Raw genomic sequence first — 19,651 nt, forward strand, 5'->3', positions numbered from 1 at the left:
CTGTAAGTAACCTATTTTGTTAAAATTTTAAGCTAAGTTTTTCAATAAAATAATTATTTAACATTATTTTATTTGAGTGCCATAAGTACATCATTAATGCTATATCTATTGTTAATGACATCTTTTTTTAAATTAAAATAAATGATCTAATGTTTTAAGGTGTTGTTCAAGTTGATTCATAATGATATTAGAATAGGTGTCTATAGCTTCGTTGTGATTATGTTGCTGTAAAATTTCATTGGTAGCTAAAGCTGCATAGTATCCACTACCTAAAGCGAAAGTTGTACCAAAAGAAGATATGGGATTAAAACTAAGGGCAGTATCACCAGCTAAAATGAATTTTGATGAGCAAAACATTTTTCTACATGAGACTTCAAAGCTGAAGTTTTGCTCATGCTTAAGATCGAAATTAAATACTTTTTGGTGGGTATTAAAGGCTGAGTTAATGATCTGTTGGGATATTTCTGATTTTAACTTCTCTGCTGATGACACATATTTTTGTATATAAATAAGATCTTCCTGATATGGAAGCTGAAATAGCCAATCAGATTGATTTAGTTTGTTTAAATAGCTTTGTTTGTATAGCTGATGCGGTAATTTTGTTTTAATGAGAATAGACTTACCAAATCCACGATCAAAAATAATTTTTTCATTTGCTATAAATTTACTTAAAATGGAATTGTGACCTGAGCAATCAATGATGTAATCAATATCCTTAATGTTGTGGTATCTCCCTTGTATTTGCCAAAAGTTATTCTCTTTACGAATTGTATTAATTTTAAACTTTTCTTGTGGAATATTTAAAATATGAATGATTTCATTTAATTGTTTGTAGAAAGTTTCTTTGTGAATGGTAAAGCCGTAACCTCTTGAACTAAACAAGCTATTGTGTTCTTGCCAATCCTGACTACCCCATTGAAATAAATGGCCAAAATTTTTTTCATGCTTGGAGTGGTTGAGTATTTTTTCTAAGCCCAATTTTTGTAGGACATCAATACTATTTGACGGCAGTATTTCGAATTTTGGAGCTAATTTATAATATCCAGTATGAATCAAAATGGGTTTGTAGTGAAGTGCATGTAGAGTGAGGGCAGCAGCGATACCTGCTGGCCCAGCACCAATAATCACAATTTTTTTATTTTTCATCACGACCGAGTACACGAGATGGGAGTGTCGGTATGCCTTTCTCTAAATAAGCTGTTTTCGAGCCTTGTAGCATAGGTGAGGTTATGGTATCTGGGATGGCTTGATCTTTTAAATAACTTGAGTTTGCCTGCAAAATATTTTGCATACTTGCATCATAAGCTAAATTGGCTTTTTCTCTTTCAAAATAGAGTGTTTCCGCATTGGAAACAAAGGGTGCGACAATACCGAGCTTATCCCATTGTTGTACCATGTTATTTAGCCGTGATAAGTGATTTGGATTGAAAGTACGATAAAAATCTTGGCGTAAGTTATAAAACTTATCTGCAAAGCGAGATAGTTTTTGCGTATCTAAGGTTGGTTCTTTGGATTGTCCTTTTGCTTGTAAATAAAAATTTGCACTTTCATAGCTAAGAACCTGATTAGGTACTCGAGGTCCCCAGTAGGATGGCATTGGTAAATATTGGCTAATATCATAACCAGATAAGCAACTTGCTTCATCGGTATGCCATGGAACTCCTAAATAGCGTGTCAAGGCACCTGGTTCTGTGCGTGATAGTGGTCCCTGTGGGTGTAATAGTATTTCTTGGCTCATCGTTGTTTGGTAGTTAACGAATAATGCTGTGCCTTTGGGTGCAGTATTTAATCGATATGGATCTACAGATTGTATTGGTAGTTTTGGCTGATTTTTTGGTGTTGATGATTTTGCAACATTCCACATTATTAGGTTACGTAGATTCCATGTGAGTTCAATTCCGGGGTGGAATGGCCCACCTAAGCAAGAATCTAAGTTGTAGCAAGTTAACTGTAATGGCTCAGATAGGTGATCAAATTTGTTAGTTTGTTTTTTATGAGAGTAGTTATTACTTGACCAATTCTTTAGATGTTTATATTGGGTGGGTGTAATACTGAGTGATTGATTGGCAAAATAATCAAAATCGCCGAAACTATCGCCATATAATTGAGGGTTTTTGGCTAATTCAATTTCAGTTGACTCGGGGTCACGAAACAGATTGAAGATTTTTTGTTTGATATTTTTATCGTAGTTTTTATCATTAAGCGAAGATAAAAACTGCTGATCACTGAGATCAAATTCGCTATTTACTCCAAAAGCTAAATGAAATCCTTGATTGATCCATTGCATATTTCCTAGGTTTTTTAAAATTGGATAAATATGTTGATCAAAGTTAGTTTGTTCTGGTTGTATAATATTTTCTCGTTCAAAAAGGTCTTGAATGACATCATACATGGTGACTATGCCATTAAGTCCTTGACCATAATTTGGTGGAGTGACAACAACATGTGCAGGTTCTGCTTCAATATCCTTACCATTTTTGAGATAGATTCTTGCGCGTACTGTGCCATCGGAAATATCATCAATCCAACCATCATTATTGGCAAATGTGGTGATGGGAGAACCATTTGAATATGCATGCCCATCTCCGCCGAGCACAATTAACTCACCTTGTTCATTCAATCTAATTTCGCCTAAATGAAGATTTTGTTGAAAAACTTGAGCATTACATTGTTTGCGTTCAGTTTTATTTTTAGTGCTGAGAGTTTGTTCTTTAGCATCTGCAACAAGTGATTGGCGGCTTATAGCTTCATTTCTGAGTGTTTGAGGGAGGGCTAAAGCATTTAAATCTTGAGCATTTGAAAAATCAAACCAGGCGGCTTTTTGATTCGCTAAATGTACGGTCCATTCAATTTTTTCAATAATTTTTTCATCTAAAGTTATTTTTTTAAATAATTGAGTTTTTGTATCAAGTTCATAAATTTGGAATTTTGCAGCTTGCTTTTTGATTTGTCCCTTTTTGTTTTTGAATGTAAAAGTATTAAAATCTATATTTTTATTGGTAGCATCGGTTAATGCTGGGCTTAACGAGGGACCATAGAAAAAATCATTTTCTTCTGCTGGTGCATTACCGACTCGTGCGATGCCAATGGCTGGATAGATTACATATTTTTTCATTTTTATACTCAATGATTTTATTGGATGTTTATTGTTCTTTAAATATTGCATATAATACTTGATAGTACAATGTTATAGGTTGTTAAAATATTGTATTTATAGTGTTTTTGAATAATTAATTAACAAATAAATAAGTATAAAAAATCCCGCCATAGGGACGGGATTTTAGAGTCTTTTAACTTACCAGCTTAACGCACCACCAGTTTGATAGTCCGTTACGCGCGTTTCAAAGAAATTCTTCTCTTTACGCAAGTCCATCATTTCAGACATCCACTGGAATGGGTTATTTACACCAGAAAATTGTTCAGGCAAACCCAGTTGTGATAAACGACGGTTGGCAATGAACTTCAAGTATTCTTCCATCATGGCTGCATTCATACCCAATACACCGCGTGGCATGGTGTCACGTGCATATTCGATTTCAAGCATAGTGCCTTCAAGAATCATTTGAATAATTTCTTCTTGGAATTCAGTTGTCCAGAGGCTTGGGTTTTCGATTTTGATTTGGTTAATCATATCGATACCAAAGTTCAAATGCATCGATTCATCACGCAAGATGTATTGGAACTGCTCAGCAACACCATTCATCTTGTTGCGGCGACCCATACTGAGAATTTGACTGAAACCACAGTAGAAGAAGATCCCTTCAAGTACGCAATAGAATGCGATCAAGTTGCGTAGTAAAATTTGATCGTTTTCTGGTGTACCGGTTTGGAAAGTTGGATCACATAAAGATTGAGTGTATTTCAAGCCCCAAGCCGCTTTACGTGCAACTGAAGGTACTTCACGATACATGTTGAAAACTTCGCCTTCATCCATACCTAAAGATTCGATACAGTATTGGTAAGCATGCGTATGAATTGCTTCTTCAAATGCTTGACGCAAAATGTATTGACGACATTCAGGGTTGGTAATATGACGATAAATCGCAAGAACCAAGTTGTTTGCAACCAATGAGTCGGCAGTCGAGAAGAAACCTAAAGAACGCATCACAATAGTACGTTCGTCTTCAGTTAAGCCATTTTCAGACTTCCAAAGCGCGATGTCGTGATTCATGTTCACTTCTTGTGGCATCCAGTGGTTTGCACAACCGTCTAGATATTTCTGCCAAGCCCATTCGTATTTGAATGGCACAAGTTGATTCAAATCCGCACGACAGTTGATCATGGCTTTATCATCAACTTGAACACGCTGTGCACCCATTTCAAGCTCTTCTAAGCCTGGTGCAACGTCAAGCGTTTCTAAGGCTGCAGATGCTCTTGCCAATGAATCGGTTGAATATTCTGCGCGTTTTGAATGGGTTCTAGCGGGTTGTGCAGTTGCCACAGACGGCGCTGACTGCTGTGCATTAGATACCACTTGCGAATGAGTCGTTTTCTGCGGTTCGACGGGCGCAGACTGGTGAGCTTGTGCAGCTGGTTTCTGTTCATCATCTTCAAAATCGTCCCAACTCAGGATAGACATATCAATTCTCTCTTCGTTGTAAATATCTGTAGTCGACATCTCGCGGTCGAAGATGCCACTATTGTACGCTTAATCTGTGTAAGCAAAATTAAGTTTTGCCGATCATGGCTCTGATCTTGTTCGATAGAGCAGATTCATACACTACTTATTTTGCTTACTCTTTTGTTGTTTCCGAATGGCAATAAATGCATAAGCCATTGGAACATAAAAAATAAGAAAGGCTAAGATCAATGCGATCACACCAAGTTCATAATTGTGACTTAAATGGAACATGATCTTCGCCTCTGTGACTTCTTGATTTTCTAATTTCTCAATCCTTCTTTAAAAGAAGGATTGAGGTACTAAATTACTGACAAGCTTCACAATCAGGGTTGTCAATTGAACATGCTAATGGCACTGGTGCAGCTTGAGCAAAGCCATCTTCTTCAGCAGTTGGAGCTTCAGGTGCGGTTTGTACCACTGGAGCGGCAACCACAGGTGCAGCAGCAGAAGTATTTTTAACTGCGTTCAATGCACCAGTATTAATGGTCGACTTTTCAGCAGAAGTTGCGCCTAATGCACGGAGGTAATACGTTGTTTTAAGACCACGTAACCACGCCATTTTATAGGTCATGTCCAATTTCTTACCATTTGCACCAGAGATGTAAAGGTTAAGCGATTGAGCTTGATCGATCCATTTTTGACGACGTGATGCAGCATCTACAATCCAACGTGTCTCAACCTCAAATGCAGTTGCAAAGATTGCTTTTAACTCTTCAGGAATACGTGCAATTTTTTGCACAGAACCTTCGAAGTGTTTCAGATCATTCACCATGACTGAATCCCAAAGACCGCGATCTTTTAACGCACGTACTAAGTACGGGTTGATCACTGTGAATTCACCAGAAAGGTTAGATTTCACATACAGATTTTGGAAAGTTGGTTCAATAGATTGTGAAACGCCACAAATGTTCGAAATGGTTGCTGTTGGAGCAATTGCCATTACGTTAGAGTTGCGCATACCATCTTTTTGAACTTTATTACGTAACGTATCCCAGTCTAAACGCTGTGTACGATCAACTTCAAACATACGTTCAGGACGTGTTTTTGCAACTAAATCTAAAGAATCGATTGGTAGGATACCTTGATCCCACAATGAACCTTTGAATGTTTCATACGTACCGCGTTCAACAGCCAAGTCACTTGAAGTGCTGATAGCATAGTAACTAATCACTTCCATTGACTCATCTGCAAATTCAACTGCAGCATCAGAACCATAAGCCAAGTTCATTTCATATAGTGCATCTTGGAAGCCCATGATACCCATACCCACTGGGCGGTGTTTCATGTTTGAAGTGCGTGCTTGAGGAACAGCGTAGTAGTTAATGTCAATAACGTTATCGAGCATACGAACTGCAGTTTTAACAGTGCGTGCAAGTTTCTCGCGGTCTAATACACCGCCTTTCACGTGCTCTACCATGTTGATTGAACCTAAGTTACACACGGCAATTTCATCTTGATTGGTATTGAGTGTGATTTCAGTACACAAGTTTGATGAATGCACGACACCAACGTGTTGCTGTGGTGAACGTAAGTTACAAACGTCTTTGAATGTGATCCACGGGTGACCTGTTTCAAATAACATAGATAACATTTTACGCCACAAATCTTTTGCACGAATGACTTTGTGCAACATATTTGTTTCTTTAGCAATGCCTTCGTAATGCGCATAACGTGCAGCGAATTCAAGGCCTGTTAAATCATGTAGATCAGGTGTTTCAGATGGTGTGAATAGCGTCCATTCAGCATCTTCAAACACACGTTGCATGAACAAATCTGGAACCCAGTTCGCAGTATTCATGTCATGGGTACGACGACGATCGTCACCAGTGTTTTTACGAAGCTCTAGGAATTCTTCAATATCCAAGTGCCAAGTTTCAAGGTAAGCACACACCGCACCTTTACGTTTACCACCTTGATTGACTGCAACAGCCGTATCATTGGCAACTTTAAGGAAGGGAACCACACCTTGAGATTTACCATTGGTGCCTTTGATGTACGAGTTTAAGGCACGTACAGGTGTCCAGTCATTGCCTAAGCCGCCTGCCCATTTAGACAGCATCGCGTTGTCACGCATTGCGCCATAAATGTCATATAGGTCATCGCCAATAGTGGTGAGATAACAACTTGATAACTGTGGACGAAGCGTCCCTGAGTTAAATAGGGTTGGCGTAGAAGCCATGTAATCGAAGCTAGAAAGTAAGTTATAAAACTCAATTGCACGATCTTCACGGTTTTCTTCGTTAATACTCAAACCCATTGATACACGCATAAAGAACAATTGTGGTAGTTCAAAACGGACGTCATTCGAATGGATGAAGTAACGATCAAATAAAGTTTGTAGACCTAAATAGGTAAATTGGTTTGAGCGTTCAGGTTTGATCGCTGCTGCCAATTTAGCCAAGTCAAAGTTAAGTAGTTCTGGTGAAAGAAGGTCTAACTCGATCCCTTTCTTTAAGAAGGTTTCTAAAGCTTCACCTTCAGCAGTATCGGTTGCTAAACCTAAGAATTTTAAACCTGTCGCAACTAAGTCATCACGTAGTAAACGAGCAGTGACATAAGTGTAGTTTGGTTCTTGTTCAATACGGGTACGGGTTGCCATTAACATCGTAGTTGAGATGTCAGACTGCTTCACGCCGTTATATAAGTTTTTTACCGTTTCATCGATAATGGCTTGAACATTAATTCCTTCTAAGCCAGCACTTGCTTTTTCAATGGTTGCTTGTAAGCGGCTTAAATCCAGAGGCTGAAGCTGACCGTTCAGATCTGTAATTTGCAAGGTTGGGTGATGATGAGCACCTGTTTGTTTACGTGCATCTGCGCGCTGTTCGCGGTAGATCACATAAGAGCGCGCTACTTTTTGCTCGCCTGTACGCATAAGCGCCAATTCAACTTGGTCTTGAACTTCTTCAATATGAATGGTACCGCCAGAAGGTAAACGACGGCTAAACGTATTCATAACCATTTCTGTTAATTGTGTAATACGGTCATGAATGCGGCTTGAATCCGCGCTTTGTTGACCTTCAACAGCCAAGAAAGCTTTACCAATTGCTACAGAAATTTTATCTGCATCAAAAGCGGCAACATCGCCAGTGCGTTTAATCACTTGCAGTTGACCAGGGGTTGTAATTACGCTCATTGTCAGCTATAGCTCCATTGTCATCATTATTATGTTTATGGACCGTTTGAATCGGACAAAACTGAACATTAGTTAGGTCACGATATTTGAGGTTAAACACAAGACTTAGTGGTTTAATTGAAATTAGGACACAAGATACGGTAATTTTTAGGGGAGATCAATATTGACATTTTGATAATTTTTTTTCCCTAAACGCTAGAGTTTCTCGCGTCATTTTTTCCATGAAAAATTGTTTTTGTTATATGTCTTATTAGACAAGGGTATAGCATAGCAAAGACTGCTCAGAGTGCTTATAGATAACTATGTGGATAACTTTGAATTCGATATATGAATAGACAGAATATGATCAATGAAACATTTTGTTTAAAAATTACCCAAGATTTTGAAGTGTTCTTTAAAGCTTAAACTGAAGCTTTGCTTAAAAAAGTGATGATAATTCGATAAATAGTAAAAATATAACAAATTGCTACTGTCATGTATCAGTTTGGTGAATGAGGTCTTGTTTACAATGTAAACGTGTGTATATTGCAAAATATAGTGTATTGAATCTGCGAGATTTGTACGCAGACATCGAATTAAGTACAGGGGCAAGTATATGAGCCAAGAAGAAAAGTTACCAAAAATTTTAATCGTTGAAGATGACGAACGTCTTGCTCGTTTAACTCAAGAATATTTGATTCGTAATGGCCTAGAGGTTGGGGTTGAGCCGGATGGTAATCGCGCTATTCGTCGTATTATTGCTGAGCAACCGGACTTAGTTGTGCTCGATGTGATGTTGCCTGGTGCTGATGGTTTAACCGTTTGTCGCGAAGTTCGACCACATTATCATCAACCGATTTTGATGTTGACGGCACGTACGGAAGATATGGATCAAGTTCTTGGTTTAGAAATGGGCGCTGATGACTATGTCGCGAAACCAGTTCAACCACGCGTATTGCTAGCACGTATTCGTGCATTATTACGTCGTACTGATAAAGTACCGGAAGATGAAGTTGCTCAACGGATCGAATTTGATGATTTAGTTATCGATAATGGTGGTCGTTCAGTTACTTTACATGGTGAGTTGGTTGACTTCACTAGTGCTGAGTATGATTTATTGTGGTTGTTGGCATCAAATGCGGGTCGTATTTTATCGCGCGAAGATATTTTTGAACGTTTACGTGGTATTGAGTACGATGGTCAAGATCGATCTATCGATGTGCGTATTTCTCGTATTCGTCCAAAAATTGGGGATGATCCTGAAAATCCAAAACGTATTAAGACAGTGCGTAGTAAAGGTTATTTATTTGTTAAGGAAACCAATGGTTTATAATTGATTTTATCGATTAATTTTAATCCCTCCTTAAAGGATCAGTTGCGTGTCAAAACACAGTATATTCTTGCGTATTTATGCAGGTCTTGTGATTCTTGTATGTTTGGTGGCGATATTTGGATTTTTATTGGTCCAAATTATCAATTATCAACGTGCGCAAGAATATCGTGAATCGTTGACGGATGGAATTTCCTTTGTCATTAGTGAAGGTGTGGCAAGACAAAAGACTGAACAGCAAAGAATAGATTGGATATCGGATGCTTCCGATTTGTTGGAGCTTCCGATTTACTATTTGGATGCGAAAAAAATAGATTTATCTCGAACTGAAGAGAAACGCATAGAAAATCAACAAGCAGTCGTGCGCTATGATGCAGAAAAAGAAATCGCATATTTAGTGATCGGGGTAAAGAACGACCCGAAACATTTTCTTTATATCAAAGTAGATAGCCTTGGTGAGCGCCAGATGAAGGCGTTACCGATCTTTATCTTAGATTATCTCGTGTATTACCCTGGGCAAGAACAAGAATATATTGAGGAAATTCAAAAACATTTTTCCTATAAGATCGGTATTCAAAAAATTGCAGACATCAATCTTGACTCTGAGCAAGTGGGCCGCTTAAGGGCTGATCAAAGTGTCATTTTATACCGAGATAGTGCTACTGTAAGAGGAACAACGATTTCGATTATCAGCCCAATGCCGAACCAGTCTGGTTCTGTATTGGTGATTGGGCCCGTTCCCATGTTTAATTGGATGCCTTTTAAATTGGCGGCGGGGATTACGCTGCTCAGTATGTTTTTATTGAGTCTCGGGGTATATGGTTTAATTGTGCCGATTCAGCGTAAATTACGCCAAGTCAATGATGCTTTGAATGTAATGAAAACAGGCGATATGTCGATTCGTGTTCCTGTGGAAGGGCATGATGAAATGGCCAGTTTAGCGACCAGCTATAATAATATGTCGGATCATATTCAGCGTTTAATTGAATCACAACGTGAGTTAATGCGCGCGGTATCGCATGAATTGCGCACACCAGTTGCTCGGATTCGTTTTGCAATGGAAATGCTTGCAGATGAAGATGAATATGAATATCGCATGCAACAAGTGGAAATGATTGATAAAGATATTGAAGCATTGAATACCTTGATTGATGAAATCATGACCTATGCCAAGTTGGAGCAGGGTACTCCTTCTTTAGATTTTGAAAAAATTGTTTTGGTGGATGTGCTAGAGCAGGTTGCTGTAGAAACTGAGGCGTTAAAAACACAAAAAGATATTCGACTTGATCCATTATCTTCGGATATTCGAGTTGATGCAGAAAGACGTTATCTTCATCGTGTTGTACAGAATTTGGTTGGAAATGCAATTCGATACTGTGACAATCAAGTGGTCATTAGTGGTGGTATCGATAAGATCACGAGAATGGCTTTTGTGTGTGTTGAAGATGATGGGCCAGGAATTCCAGAGGAAGACCGTAAACGTATTTTTGAAGCCTTTGCACGTTTGGATGATAGTCGTACCCGAGCATCAGGAGGGTACGGTTTAGGTTTATCTATTGTGAGTCGAATCGCATATTGGTTTGGTGGCACGATCGCGGTAGATCAAAGCCCTGATTTGGGTGGTGCGAGATTTACCATGTCATGGCCAGCGCGAAGATTTAAAAAGAAAAAATAATGTAGATATGTGTGTAAAAAATGCGCCTGTAGGCGCATTTTTTTGATGATATCATCGGTTTATAGTTTTTAAATTACTGGTAAGTCGTCGCATCTGGTTCAATGATGGGTTTGCCATCTTGTAAGGCATGTAATGCATCCTGATTAAAATCAATCAATAAGCTATTTTTCTCAGCATCAATTTTATAAGCATGAATAATTTTTTGATCTCCTTTAAGTGTATCTACTGAATATATATCAGCAATATTTAAGATCCCCTCCAAATTTGTTGTAGTTGCAGCAAGATCGTGGCGGAAAATTTCATAAATATCACGGAGATCAAATATTGCATTTGATGCATCTGGATGTTTTTTGATATACCCTTCAATATGACGAATTAGTAATTGAGCAAATAAAAAATAATTGGGTTTATGCGAATAATTTAGATTCATGTGTTTTGCTCCTTTATTATTGTAATTAGCATACACAGGAAACCAATCGCTATTGTATAAAGTTGATTAATGCTTGTTATTAAATTGAAAATTTAATAAAAATAATGCAGATTGATAAAATATTGACTCTATTTAATATTACTTTGGTAAGAGATAAGATCTAAAGGATTGCGTGAAAGATTTTATATAAGCCATGGTGATGATAAAAAACTTAAATAGATGAATACTGCGTTTGGTGGTGCAAAGGTAGGTAAAAAGTAGGCTTAATCTAAAAGGGGTAAAGCAAAAGCTTGGATTTGGAGGGGAATCATTAGGGTTTGATAATTTTATGTAAAAATAGTGACTAATTTGATATTTATGTGATAAAAAATATCATTGATCGATAATTTTTTAAAAAAATAGAGTTCTTGTTTTTAAGGATGTAACAAAATATTTCATGAGCTTTAAATACCGAATTAAGTCTGAAATAAAAAAATTAAACTCTATTTTAGTATATTAGTAATAATATTATTGAAAAATATGAAAATTAAGTTGCTGATTTGTTTTCTAAATTATAAGTATTAAAGCTGTTGTTCGAAAAAAATAATCATTAAAGGTGAGTGGATTTAATAAAACGATTAAGGCTTGTTGTATTCCGTTAAATCGAGCTAAATGACGAAGTTTGTATAAAAAATCATCCAAAAGACTTAGGCTTATAAGCTAGCAAGGTAAATCATAAATCAGGTACAATTGATCGGATTTATTTTGTGTTTGGCATGAGTACTCAGCCAATGCATACATTCTTTCTTTGTTAATAATAGGCCTGCCAGGAGTTATCCCCGCATGAGTGCCATTACTCCATACGATTGGGCAACTATTGCCTTCGTGATCGGCGTTACATTTCTATGCGTCTTTATGCTCACAGTTCCTTTACTCCTTGGGGGTAAATCATGGGGACGTGCGAAGCAAGAGCAATTTGAATCAGGTGTAGTGGGTGCTGGTGGTGCACGTATCCGCTTATCTGCTAAGTTTTATTTGGTTGCAATTTTCTTTGTGGTGTTCGACTTAGAAGCACTTTATCTCTACGCATGGGCGAACTCTGTGCGTGAAGTAGGTTGGGTGGGTTTTGTAACTGCTGCTGTATTTATTTTAGTTTTGCTTGTTGGCTTGGTTTATGAGCTATCAACGGGTGCGTTGAATTGGGCACCGTCTGATCGTCGTAAAGCAGCAGGTATCAAACCTAAAGTAGGTTCACCAAATATGGATCTTGCAGAAATTACACGCTTCAATTCAATTGAAGAGTTGGTTGTAGACCCTACGGGCTTAATTCCAGCTCAATCTTCTGGTCGTGTGAAAGATAAGACACCGACTAAGTCACTTAATAAGGAGTAACTCGGGAATGAAATATACATTGACCCGTGCGAATCCAGAAGCTGACCAATATCCACTTCAAGAGCGTCAGATTGTTACTGATCCGCTTGAAGAAGAAGTGAATAAAAATGTGTTCATGACTCGTTTAGAGGATGTGGCGCATACAGCTGTAAACTGGGGCCGTAAAAATTCATTATGGCCTTTTAACTTTGGTACATCATGTTGCTACGTAGAGTATGCAACCACCTTAACCGGTGTGCATGACTTGTCGCGCTTTGGTGCCGAAGTTATTCGTGCTTCACCGCGTCAAGCTGACTTGATGATCATTGCTGGAACGTGTTTTGTTAAAATGGCACCTGTTATTCAGCGTTTGTACGAGCAAATGTTGGAGCCTAAATGGGTAATTTCAATGGGTGCTTGTGCCAATTCTGGTGGTATGTACGATATTTACTCTGTTGTACAGGGTGTCGATAAAATCATCCCAGTGGATGTGTACGTTCCTGGTTGCCCACCACGTCCTGAAGCACTGATTCAAGCGTTAATGTTGTTACAAGACCAAATTCAACTCGAGCGCCGTCCACTTTCAGCAGTAATTGGTGATGATCTTAAGCCGGTATATAAGCCAAAGATGATGCCAGAACGTGATCGTAAAAATGCGGAACGTATTGCTGTGAAAAACTTACGCTCTATGGATGAAATTAAGTAGTTTTTTTCTGATGAATGTTTGACATATCCGATGGATATGATTATCGAAAAAAATTGACAGAATTTGTATTAAATAGGAAGCCAAGCCAATGGCTGAAACTGAAATTGCTATGCCAGAGTCAACACCTGTTGATTCACGCCCAGCATTTGCCATTGTAGAAGATCTCAAAGCCAAATTTGGTGAGAACTTCTACGTGCAACAGACGTTTGAAGATTTTCCAACAGTCTGGGTTGAGCGCGCACGCGTACAAGAAGTTTTAATGTATTTGCGTACAGTGCCGCGTCCATATGTGATGTTGTTTGACTTATCTGCGGTCGATGAGCGTTTACGCCAAAACCGTCATGATTTGCCTGCATCAGACTTCACCGTATTTTATCATTTGTTATCGCTTGAGCGTAACAGTGATATTCGTATCAAAGTCGCATTAGCAGAGAGTGATGTCAATCTCCCTACGGCAACCAACATCTGGCCGAATGCCAACTGGTACGAACGTGAAGCTTACGATATGTTCGGGATCAATTTCGAAGGGCATCCAATGCTCCGTCGTATTTTGTTGCCAACCTATTGGGAAGGTCATCCATTACGTAAAGAATATTCGGCACGTGCGACTGAATATACGCCGTATATGCAGAATCAAGCCAAGCAAGATTTCGAACAAGAACATTTACGTTTTGTTCCAGAAGATTGGGGTCTAACGCGCGGTAACGCAGACGAAGACTTTATGTTCTTGAACTTGGGTCCGAACCATCCATCTGCGCACGGTGCATTCCGTGTCATCTTGCAGTTAGATGGCGAAGAAGTGAAAGACTGTGTACCTGATATCGGTTATCACCACCGCGGTGTGGAAAAAATGGCTGAACGTCAAACTTGGCATTCATTCATTCCATATACCGACCGTGTTGACTACTTAGGTGGTTGTGCGCAAAACATGCCTTATGTGATGGGTGTGGAGCAATTGGCAGGAATTACTGTTCCTGATCGTGCGCAATGTATCCGTGTCATGATGTCTGAATTATTCCGTATTAATAACCACTTATTGTTTATTGGTACGGCAATTCAAGATGCCGGTGGTATGACCCCGGTATTCTATATGTTTGCCGATCGTCAAAAAATCTATGATGCGATTGAAGCCATCACTGGTTTCCGTATGCATCCAGCATGGTTCCGTATTGGCGGTACTGCGCACGATCTTCCAAACAATTGGCAAAAACTCATTCGTGATATTCTCGAATGGATGCCAAAACGTATGAATGAATACTATACAGCTGCGCTACGCAACTCGGTATTCATGGGTCGTACTCAAAATGTTGCACAATACGATGCAAAATCTGCATTGGCATGGGGTGTAACAGGTACTGGTCTACGTGCGACAGGTATTGATTTTGATGTCCGTAAATATCGCCCATATAGTGGTTATGAAAATTACGACTTTGAAGTGCCATTAGAATATGAAGGTGATGCTTACGCGCGTGTCATGGTGCATTTCCATGAAATTAATCAATCCTTAAAGATTGTTAAACAGTGCTTGGATAACATGCCATCTGGTCCATATAAAGCGGATCATCCTTTGGCTGTTCCACCACCAAAAGATAAGACTTTACAAGATATTGAAACTTTGATTACGCATTTCTTAAGCGTGTCATGGGGCCCTGTAATGCCTGCTGGTGAAGCGTCTGTAATGGCTGAAGTGGTGAAAGGTGCGTCGAACTACTACTTGACTTCAGATAAGTCAACGATGAGTTATCGTACCCGTATTCGTACACCAACCTTCACACACTTACAGCAAATGCCTTCAGTAATTAACGGCAGTTTAGTATCTGATTTGATCATTTATTTAGCGACAATCGACGTCGTAATGGCTGACGTGGATCGCTAGGGGTAAACGAAAAATGATGATTTTGACTGATAAAAAACCACGTGTGAATGTTGAAGGAATTTTGACTGCGGACGAAATTCATGAAATAGAACATCACGTTGGTCACTATCCGTACCCACGTGCTGCATCACTGGATGCTTTGAAGTGTGTACAGCGCCGTAATGGTTGGGTAGATGATGCACAGATGAATGCGATTGCTCAGCTTTTAACGATAAGCCTTGCAGATTTAGAAGGTGTTGCAACGTTCTATAACCGTATTTATCGTCAGCCAGTTGGACGTCACGTAATTTTATTATGTGACTCAATTGCTTGCTTCCTTATGGGTGCTGAAACTTTAGCAGAAGCTTTCCAACGCGAATTGGGTATCCAGTTTGGTCAAACGACAGCTGATGATCGTTTTACTTTATTGCCGATTTGTTGTTTAGGGAACTGTGACAAAGGTCCAACCTTGATGATTGATGGTGATACTCACGGACTGGTTGAAGTAAGTTCAGTGAAACAGTTGTTGGAGAAGTATGTATGAATACTGAACCAAAACCAATTTATGGCGATGGTAATCCCGAAACTCATCCATTGACTTGGCGTTTAAGTAAGCAGGATGAAGTACGTAATGCAGATGATTACGAAGCTTTAGAAGGCTATGCTGGTTTTAAAAAAGCGATTGAGTTAAAGCCTGCTGAAGTACTTGATGTCATTAAAGCTGCGACGGTCAAAGGTCGTGGTGGTGCAGGTTTTCCAGCAGGGATTAAATGGTCGTTGATGGCACCGAATGATGGTGGTCCACGTTATTTAATTTGTAATGCTGATGAAATGGAACCGGGTACTTTTAAAGACCGTTTGTTGATGGAAAAACTTCCACATCAATTGATCGAAGGTATGTTGATTGCAGGTTATACCCTTGAGGCAACACAAGGCTATATCTTCATTCGTGGTGAATATATTGAAGCTGCTCAATACTTAAATGAAGCATTAGAGCAAATTCGTGCCAAAGGTTACTTGGGTGAAAACATCCTTGGAACAGGTTGGAACTTCGATATGCACGTGCATACTGGTGCGGGTCGTTATATTTGTGGTGAAGAAACTGCATTGATTAACTCGCTTGAAGGTCGCCGTGCTAATCCGCGTACTAAACCACCATTCCCACAAGTTGCAGGTGCTTGGGGGCGTCCTACCATTGTCAATAACGTAGAGACTTTCAATAACTTACCTGCAATTATTTTACGTGGCCCTGAATGGTATGTTGGTTTATCTGCGGGTAAATCCAAAGATCCAGGTACAAAAATTTACGGTGCATCAGGTAAAGTGAAATTTCCAGGTCTATGGGAACTTCCTTTTGGTACAACTGCACGTGAAGTGATTGAAGACTATGCTGGTGGTATGCGTGATGGTTTAACCCTCAAAGCATGGTTACCGGGTGGTGCTTCAACTGACTTTTTAGCAGCGGAACACATTGATCTTCCGATGGATGCAGAAAGCATTATGAAAGCAGGTTCACGTTTAGGTACGTGCTTGTTGATGGTGGTGGATGAAACTCAGTGTATGGTTGCTGCAACACGTAACTTAGAAGAATTCTTCGCACGTGAGTCATGTGGTTTCTGTACACCATGTCGTGATGGTCTGCCTTGGGCTGTGAAAGCACTAAAAGCAATTGAAACGGGTGAAGGCAAGATGGAGGATATCCAACATCTTCAAGAACTCACCAAGAAATTGTGGATTGGTAAGACTTTCTGTGCCCATGCACCGGGTGCGATGGAGCCATTGATGGGCGCACTCAAATATTTCCGTAGCGAATTTGAAGCAAAAGTGACAAACAGTCCGATTGCTCAAGCTAGCCACGTAGAACCAGCGTAAGGAATTCGACTATGGCTACAATTCATGTCGATGGTAAATCGTACGAAGTCAATGGCTCAGAGAACTTGCTGCAAGCATGTTTGTCTTTAGGTATTGATATTCCGTACTTTTGTTGGCATCCATCTTTAGGTTCAGTTGGTTCTTGCCGTCAATGTGCCGTTACCCAGTACGCAAATGCAGATGATACGCGTGGGCGCTTGGTAATGTCATGTATGACACCAGCATCTGACAATACCTTTATTTCGATTGAAGATAAAGAAGCAACAGAGTTCCGTGCTTCTATTGTTGAATTTTTGATGACCAATCACCCGCATGACTGTCCTGTCTGTGAAGAGGGTGGACATTGTCATCTTCAAGATATGACAGTAATGACTGGGCATGACCGTCGTCGTTACCGTTTTACCAAACGTACGCATTACAACCAAGAGCTAGGCTCATTCATTTCGCATGAAATGAACCGTTGTATCGCATGTTACCGTTGTGTTCGTTATTACAATGATTATGCGGGCGGTACAGATTTTGGGGTTTACGGTAGTGCTTCACGTGTTTACTTTGGTCGCCCAGAATCAGGCACTTTAGAGTCTGAATTCTCAGGTAACTTAACTGAAGTATGCCCAACAGGTGTATTTACCGATAAAACGCATTCGGCACGTTATAACCGTAAATGGGACATGCAGTATGCACCAAGCGTATGCCAAGGCTGTGCCTCAGGTTGTAATATTTCTCCGGGTGAGCGTTATGGCGAAATTCGTCGTGTAGAAAACCGTTTCAATGGTGAAGTAAATCAATACTTCCTATGCGATAAAGGTCGTTTTGGTACGGGTTATGTCAACCGCAGTGATCGTCCGCGTCAACCGCAGTTCCGTACCAATGGTACTGTAACGACTGTGTCTATCGATCAAGCGCTTGATCAAGTGATTACGACAATCCAGAGTAAAAAAGTTCTGGGTATTGGTTCGCCACGTGCTAGTCTTGAAAGTAACTTTGCGTTACGTGAGTTAGTCGGTCAAGAGAACTATTCAACAGGTATGTCTCAAAAAGAGCAAAATCTGGTTGAACTTGCGTCTTCAATTATGCAAACCGAAGGTATTTATAACCCAGGTATGCGTGAAATTGAAAGCTATGATGCTGTGTTGATTTTAGGTGAAGACCTAACTCAAACTGCACCACGTATGGCCTTGTCAGTTCGCCAAGCTGCGAAAAACAAAGCCAAACAAATGGCTGCTGATCGTCGTACCCAAGAATGGCTAGCTGAACCAGTTAAGCGTATTGGTCAAGATGAAAACTCTCCAATTTACATTTTAGCGGCAACACAAACACGCTTAGCAGATATTGCTGAAGGTGAAGTTGTTGCATCTCCAAACGATATTGCACGTTTAGGTTTTGCGGTAGCTGCCTCTGTCATTGGTGAAGCTGTTAATGGTTTAGATGATGATGCGAAAGCATTTGCAAAAACTATTGCCGACACTTTAAAAGCGGCGAAAAAGCCTTTAATTATTGCGGGTACTAGCTTGCAAGATGCTTCGATTATGGAAGCTGCTGCACAGTTAGTTCAAAATTTAGGTGCAAACGCTGGCTTGTCTTTAGTTGTTCCTGAAGTGAACTCTATGGGCTTGGCATTGTTCGGTGGTTTAAGCTTAGAGCAAGCATTCGCGCAAGATTATGAAGCGGTTGTCATTGTTGAAAATGACTTATATCGTCGTTTACCAACAGCTCAAGTGGATGCTGCGCTTGCCAAAGCTGAAGAAGTGATTGTACTTGATCATTCTGAAACTGCAACTTTAGCAAAAGCAAGTATCGTACTTTCAGCAGCAAGTTTCGCTGAAGGTGATGGTACTGTTGTGAGTCAGGAAGGACGTGCACAACGTTTCTACCAAGTTTACGATCCAAGCTATTACAAACCGGAATATGCCATCAAAGAATCATGGCGCTGGTTACATGCCATTGAAACAGGCGTGAAAGGTAAAGCGATTTCTTGGACTTTACTGGATGACGTGATTGAATCAGTCGTGCGTAATGTTCCTGTACTTGAAGCGATTCAAGATGTTGCTCCAGATGCGGGTTACCGTGTACATGGCTTAAAAATTGCGCGTGAACCACGTCGTTACTCGGGTCGTACTGTTATTCGTGCACCATTGAACGTACATGAGCCGATGCAGCCTGTCGATACTGATTCAGCATTAACGTTCTCTATGGAAGGTTATGTCGGTTCAGAGACAAAAGCAGCATTGGTACCATTTGCTTGGGCACCAGGCTGGAACTCACCACAATCTTGGAATAAATTCCAAGATAACGTCGGTGGTCATTTGAAAGGTGGTGATTCAGGCATTCGTTTATTCGATCGTTTAGTGAAACTTCCTGCACGTAGCTATGTTGCACCAGCGGCAACTGTTGCCAATCCAGATAGTTTCCGACTTGTACCGATGCATCACATCTTTGCATCTGGTGAATTCACTGTGAAAACACCTGCGATGGAATCACGTATTCCAACTGCTGTGTTTGCAGTGGGTGAGCAAGATGCGAACCGTTTAAATGTTCAAGATGGTCAGCAAATCACAGTGAAGGCAGGCGAGACGACCATTAGTCTTCCAGTTCAAGTAATTCACTATTTACCTACCGGTTATATCGGTTATCCAATTGGTCAAGCACCAACAGTTTCTTTAGCTGAACCTGTTTCTGTTGCGGTAGGAGCGTAAT

At 39.8% G+C, this 19,651-nt stretch carries 14 protein-coding genes; 8 read left to right on the plus strand and 6 right to left on the minus strand.

Annotated features, from left to right (window positions below):
- Nucleotides 1-132 precede the first annotated feature (132 nt).
- The 5 genes from B9T28_RS11565 to B9T28_RS11585 form a co-directional block, all read right to left on the minus strand.
- A complete protein-coding gene (locus B9T28_RS11565) occupies nucleotides 133-1,146 on the minus strand; it encodes an FAD-dependent monooxygenase (protein WP_086204143.1) in 1,014 nt (337 codons plus the stop codon).
- Nucleotides 1,136-3,115: a LodA/GoxA family CTQ-dependent oxidase gene (locus B9T28_RS11570; protein ID WP_086204144.1), complete on the minus strand. Its 1,980-nt coding sequence runs from the start codon at nucleotides 3,113-3,115 to the stop codon at nucleotides 1,136-1,138. Before B9T28_RS11570 ends, B9T28_RS11565 begins: the two co-directional genes overlap by 11 nt.
- Nucleotides 3,116-3,295: 180 nt before the next feature.
- Complete coding sequence (locus B9T28_RS11575; RefSeq protein ID WP_086204145.1) at nucleotides 3,296-4,579, minus strand: ribonucleotide-diphosphate reductase subunit beta; 1,284 nt, start codon at nucleotides 4,577-4,579, stop codon at nucleotides 3,296-3,298.
- Between the two features lie 141 nt (nucleotides 4,580-4,720).
- Nucleotides 4,721-4,852 carry a preprotein translocase subunit YajC gene (locus B9T28_RS11580; RefSeq protein ID WP_086204146.1) on the minus strand — a complete coding sequence of 44 codons (132 nt, stop codon included), beginning with the start codon at nucleotides 4,850-4,852 and terminating at the stop codon, nucleotides 4,721-4,723.
- Nucleotides 4,853-4,925: 73 nt separating this feature from the next.
- Entirely contained in the window at nucleotides 4,926-7,757 is a 2,832-nt protein-coding gene (locus B9T28_RS11585) for a ribonucleoside-diphosphate reductase subunit alpha (protein ID WP_086204147.1), read from the minus strand.
- Between the two features lie 595 nt (nucleotides 7,758-8,352).
- Between B9T28_RS11585 and bfmR the strand changes: the two genes are divergently transcribed.
- On the plus strand, nucleotides 8,353-9,069 hold the full coding sequence (gene bfmR / locus B9T28_RS11590) for a response regulator transcription factor BfmR (protein ID WP_086204148.1): 717 nt from the start codon (nucleotides 8,353-8,355) through the stop codon (nucleotides 9,067-9,069).
- Nucleotides 9,070-9,115: 46 nt separating this feature from the next.
- Entirely contained in the window at nucleotides 9,116-10,741 is a 1,626-nt protein-coding gene (gene bfmS / locus B9T28_RS11595; RefSeq protein ID WP_086204149.1) for a sensor histidine kinase BfmS, read from the plus strand.
- Nucleotides 10,742-10,814: 73 nt separating this feature from the next.
- Here bfmS and B9T28_RS11600 read toward each other — a convergent pair whose 3' ends face one another.
- On the minus strand, nucleotides 10,815-11,171 hold the full coding sequence (locus B9T28_RS11600; RefSeq protein ID WP_086204150.1) for a hypothetical protein: 357 nt from the start codon (nucleotides 11,169-11,171) through the stop codon (nucleotides 10,815-10,817).
- Nucleotides 11,172-11,993: 822 nt separating this feature from the next.
- On the opposite strand from B9T28_RS11600, the gene ndhC reads away from it, so the two are divergent.
- From ndhC to nuoG, 6 genes are all read left to right on the plus strand, one after another.
- Nucleotides 11,994-12,542: an NADH-quinone oxidoreductase subunit A gene (gene ndhC / locus B9T28_RS11605; RefSeq protein WP_086204151.1), complete on the plus strand. Its 549-nt coding sequence runs from the start codon at nucleotides 11,994-11,996 to the stop codon at nucleotides 12,540-12,542.
- A gap of 7 nt (nucleotides 12,543-12,549) precedes the next feature.
- Nucleotides 12,550-13,227, plus strand: a complete 678-nt coding sequence (locus tag B9T28_RS11610) for a NuoB/complex I 20 kDa subunit family protein (RefSeq protein WP_086204152.1) — start codon at nucleotides 12,550-12,552, stop codon at nucleotides 13,225-13,227.
- An 88-nt stretch (nucleotides 13,228-13,315) separates the two neighbouring features.
- Entirely contained in the window at nucleotides 13,316-15,103 is a 1,788-nt protein-coding gene (nuoC, locus tag B9T28_RS11615) for an NADH-quinone oxidoreductase subunit C/D (RefSeq protein WP_086204153.1), read from the plus strand.
- Nucleotides 15,104-15,116: 13 nt separating this feature from the next.
- Nucleotides 15,117-15,626, plus strand: coding sequence for an NADH-quinone oxidoreductase subunit NuoE (nuoE, locus tag B9T28_RS11620; RefSeq protein ID WP_086204154.1), 510 nt, complete (start codon nucleotides 15,117-15,119; stop codon nucleotides 15,624-15,626).
- Nucleotides 15,623-16,954 (plus strand): NADH-quinone oxidoreductase subunit NuoF, encoded by a 1,332-nt coding sequence (nuoF, locus tag B9T28_RS11625; RefSeq protein ID WP_086204155.1) that lies wholly within the window; start codon nucleotides 15,623-15,625, stop codon nucleotides 16,952-16,954. Before nuoE ends, nuoF begins: the two co-directional genes overlap by 4 nt.
- An 11-nt stretch (nucleotides 16,955-16,965) precedes the next feature.
- The gene (gene nuoG / locus B9T28_RS11630) at nucleotides 16,966-19,650 is read left to right on the plus strand and encodes an NADH-quinone oxidoreductase subunit NuoG (RefSeq protein ID WP_086204156.1); all 2,685 of its coding nucleotides are present in this window, start codon (nucleotides 16,966-16,968) and stop codon (nucleotides 19,648-19,650) included.
- Nucleotide 19,651: the final 1 nt, after the last annotated feature.

This window comes from Acinetobacter silvestris, assembly GCF_002135235.1.
In the GTDB taxonomy this organism is placed as follows: domain Bacteria; phylum Pseudomonadota; class Gammaproteobacteria; order Pseudomonadales; family Moraxellaceae; genus Acinetobacter; species Acinetobacter silvestris.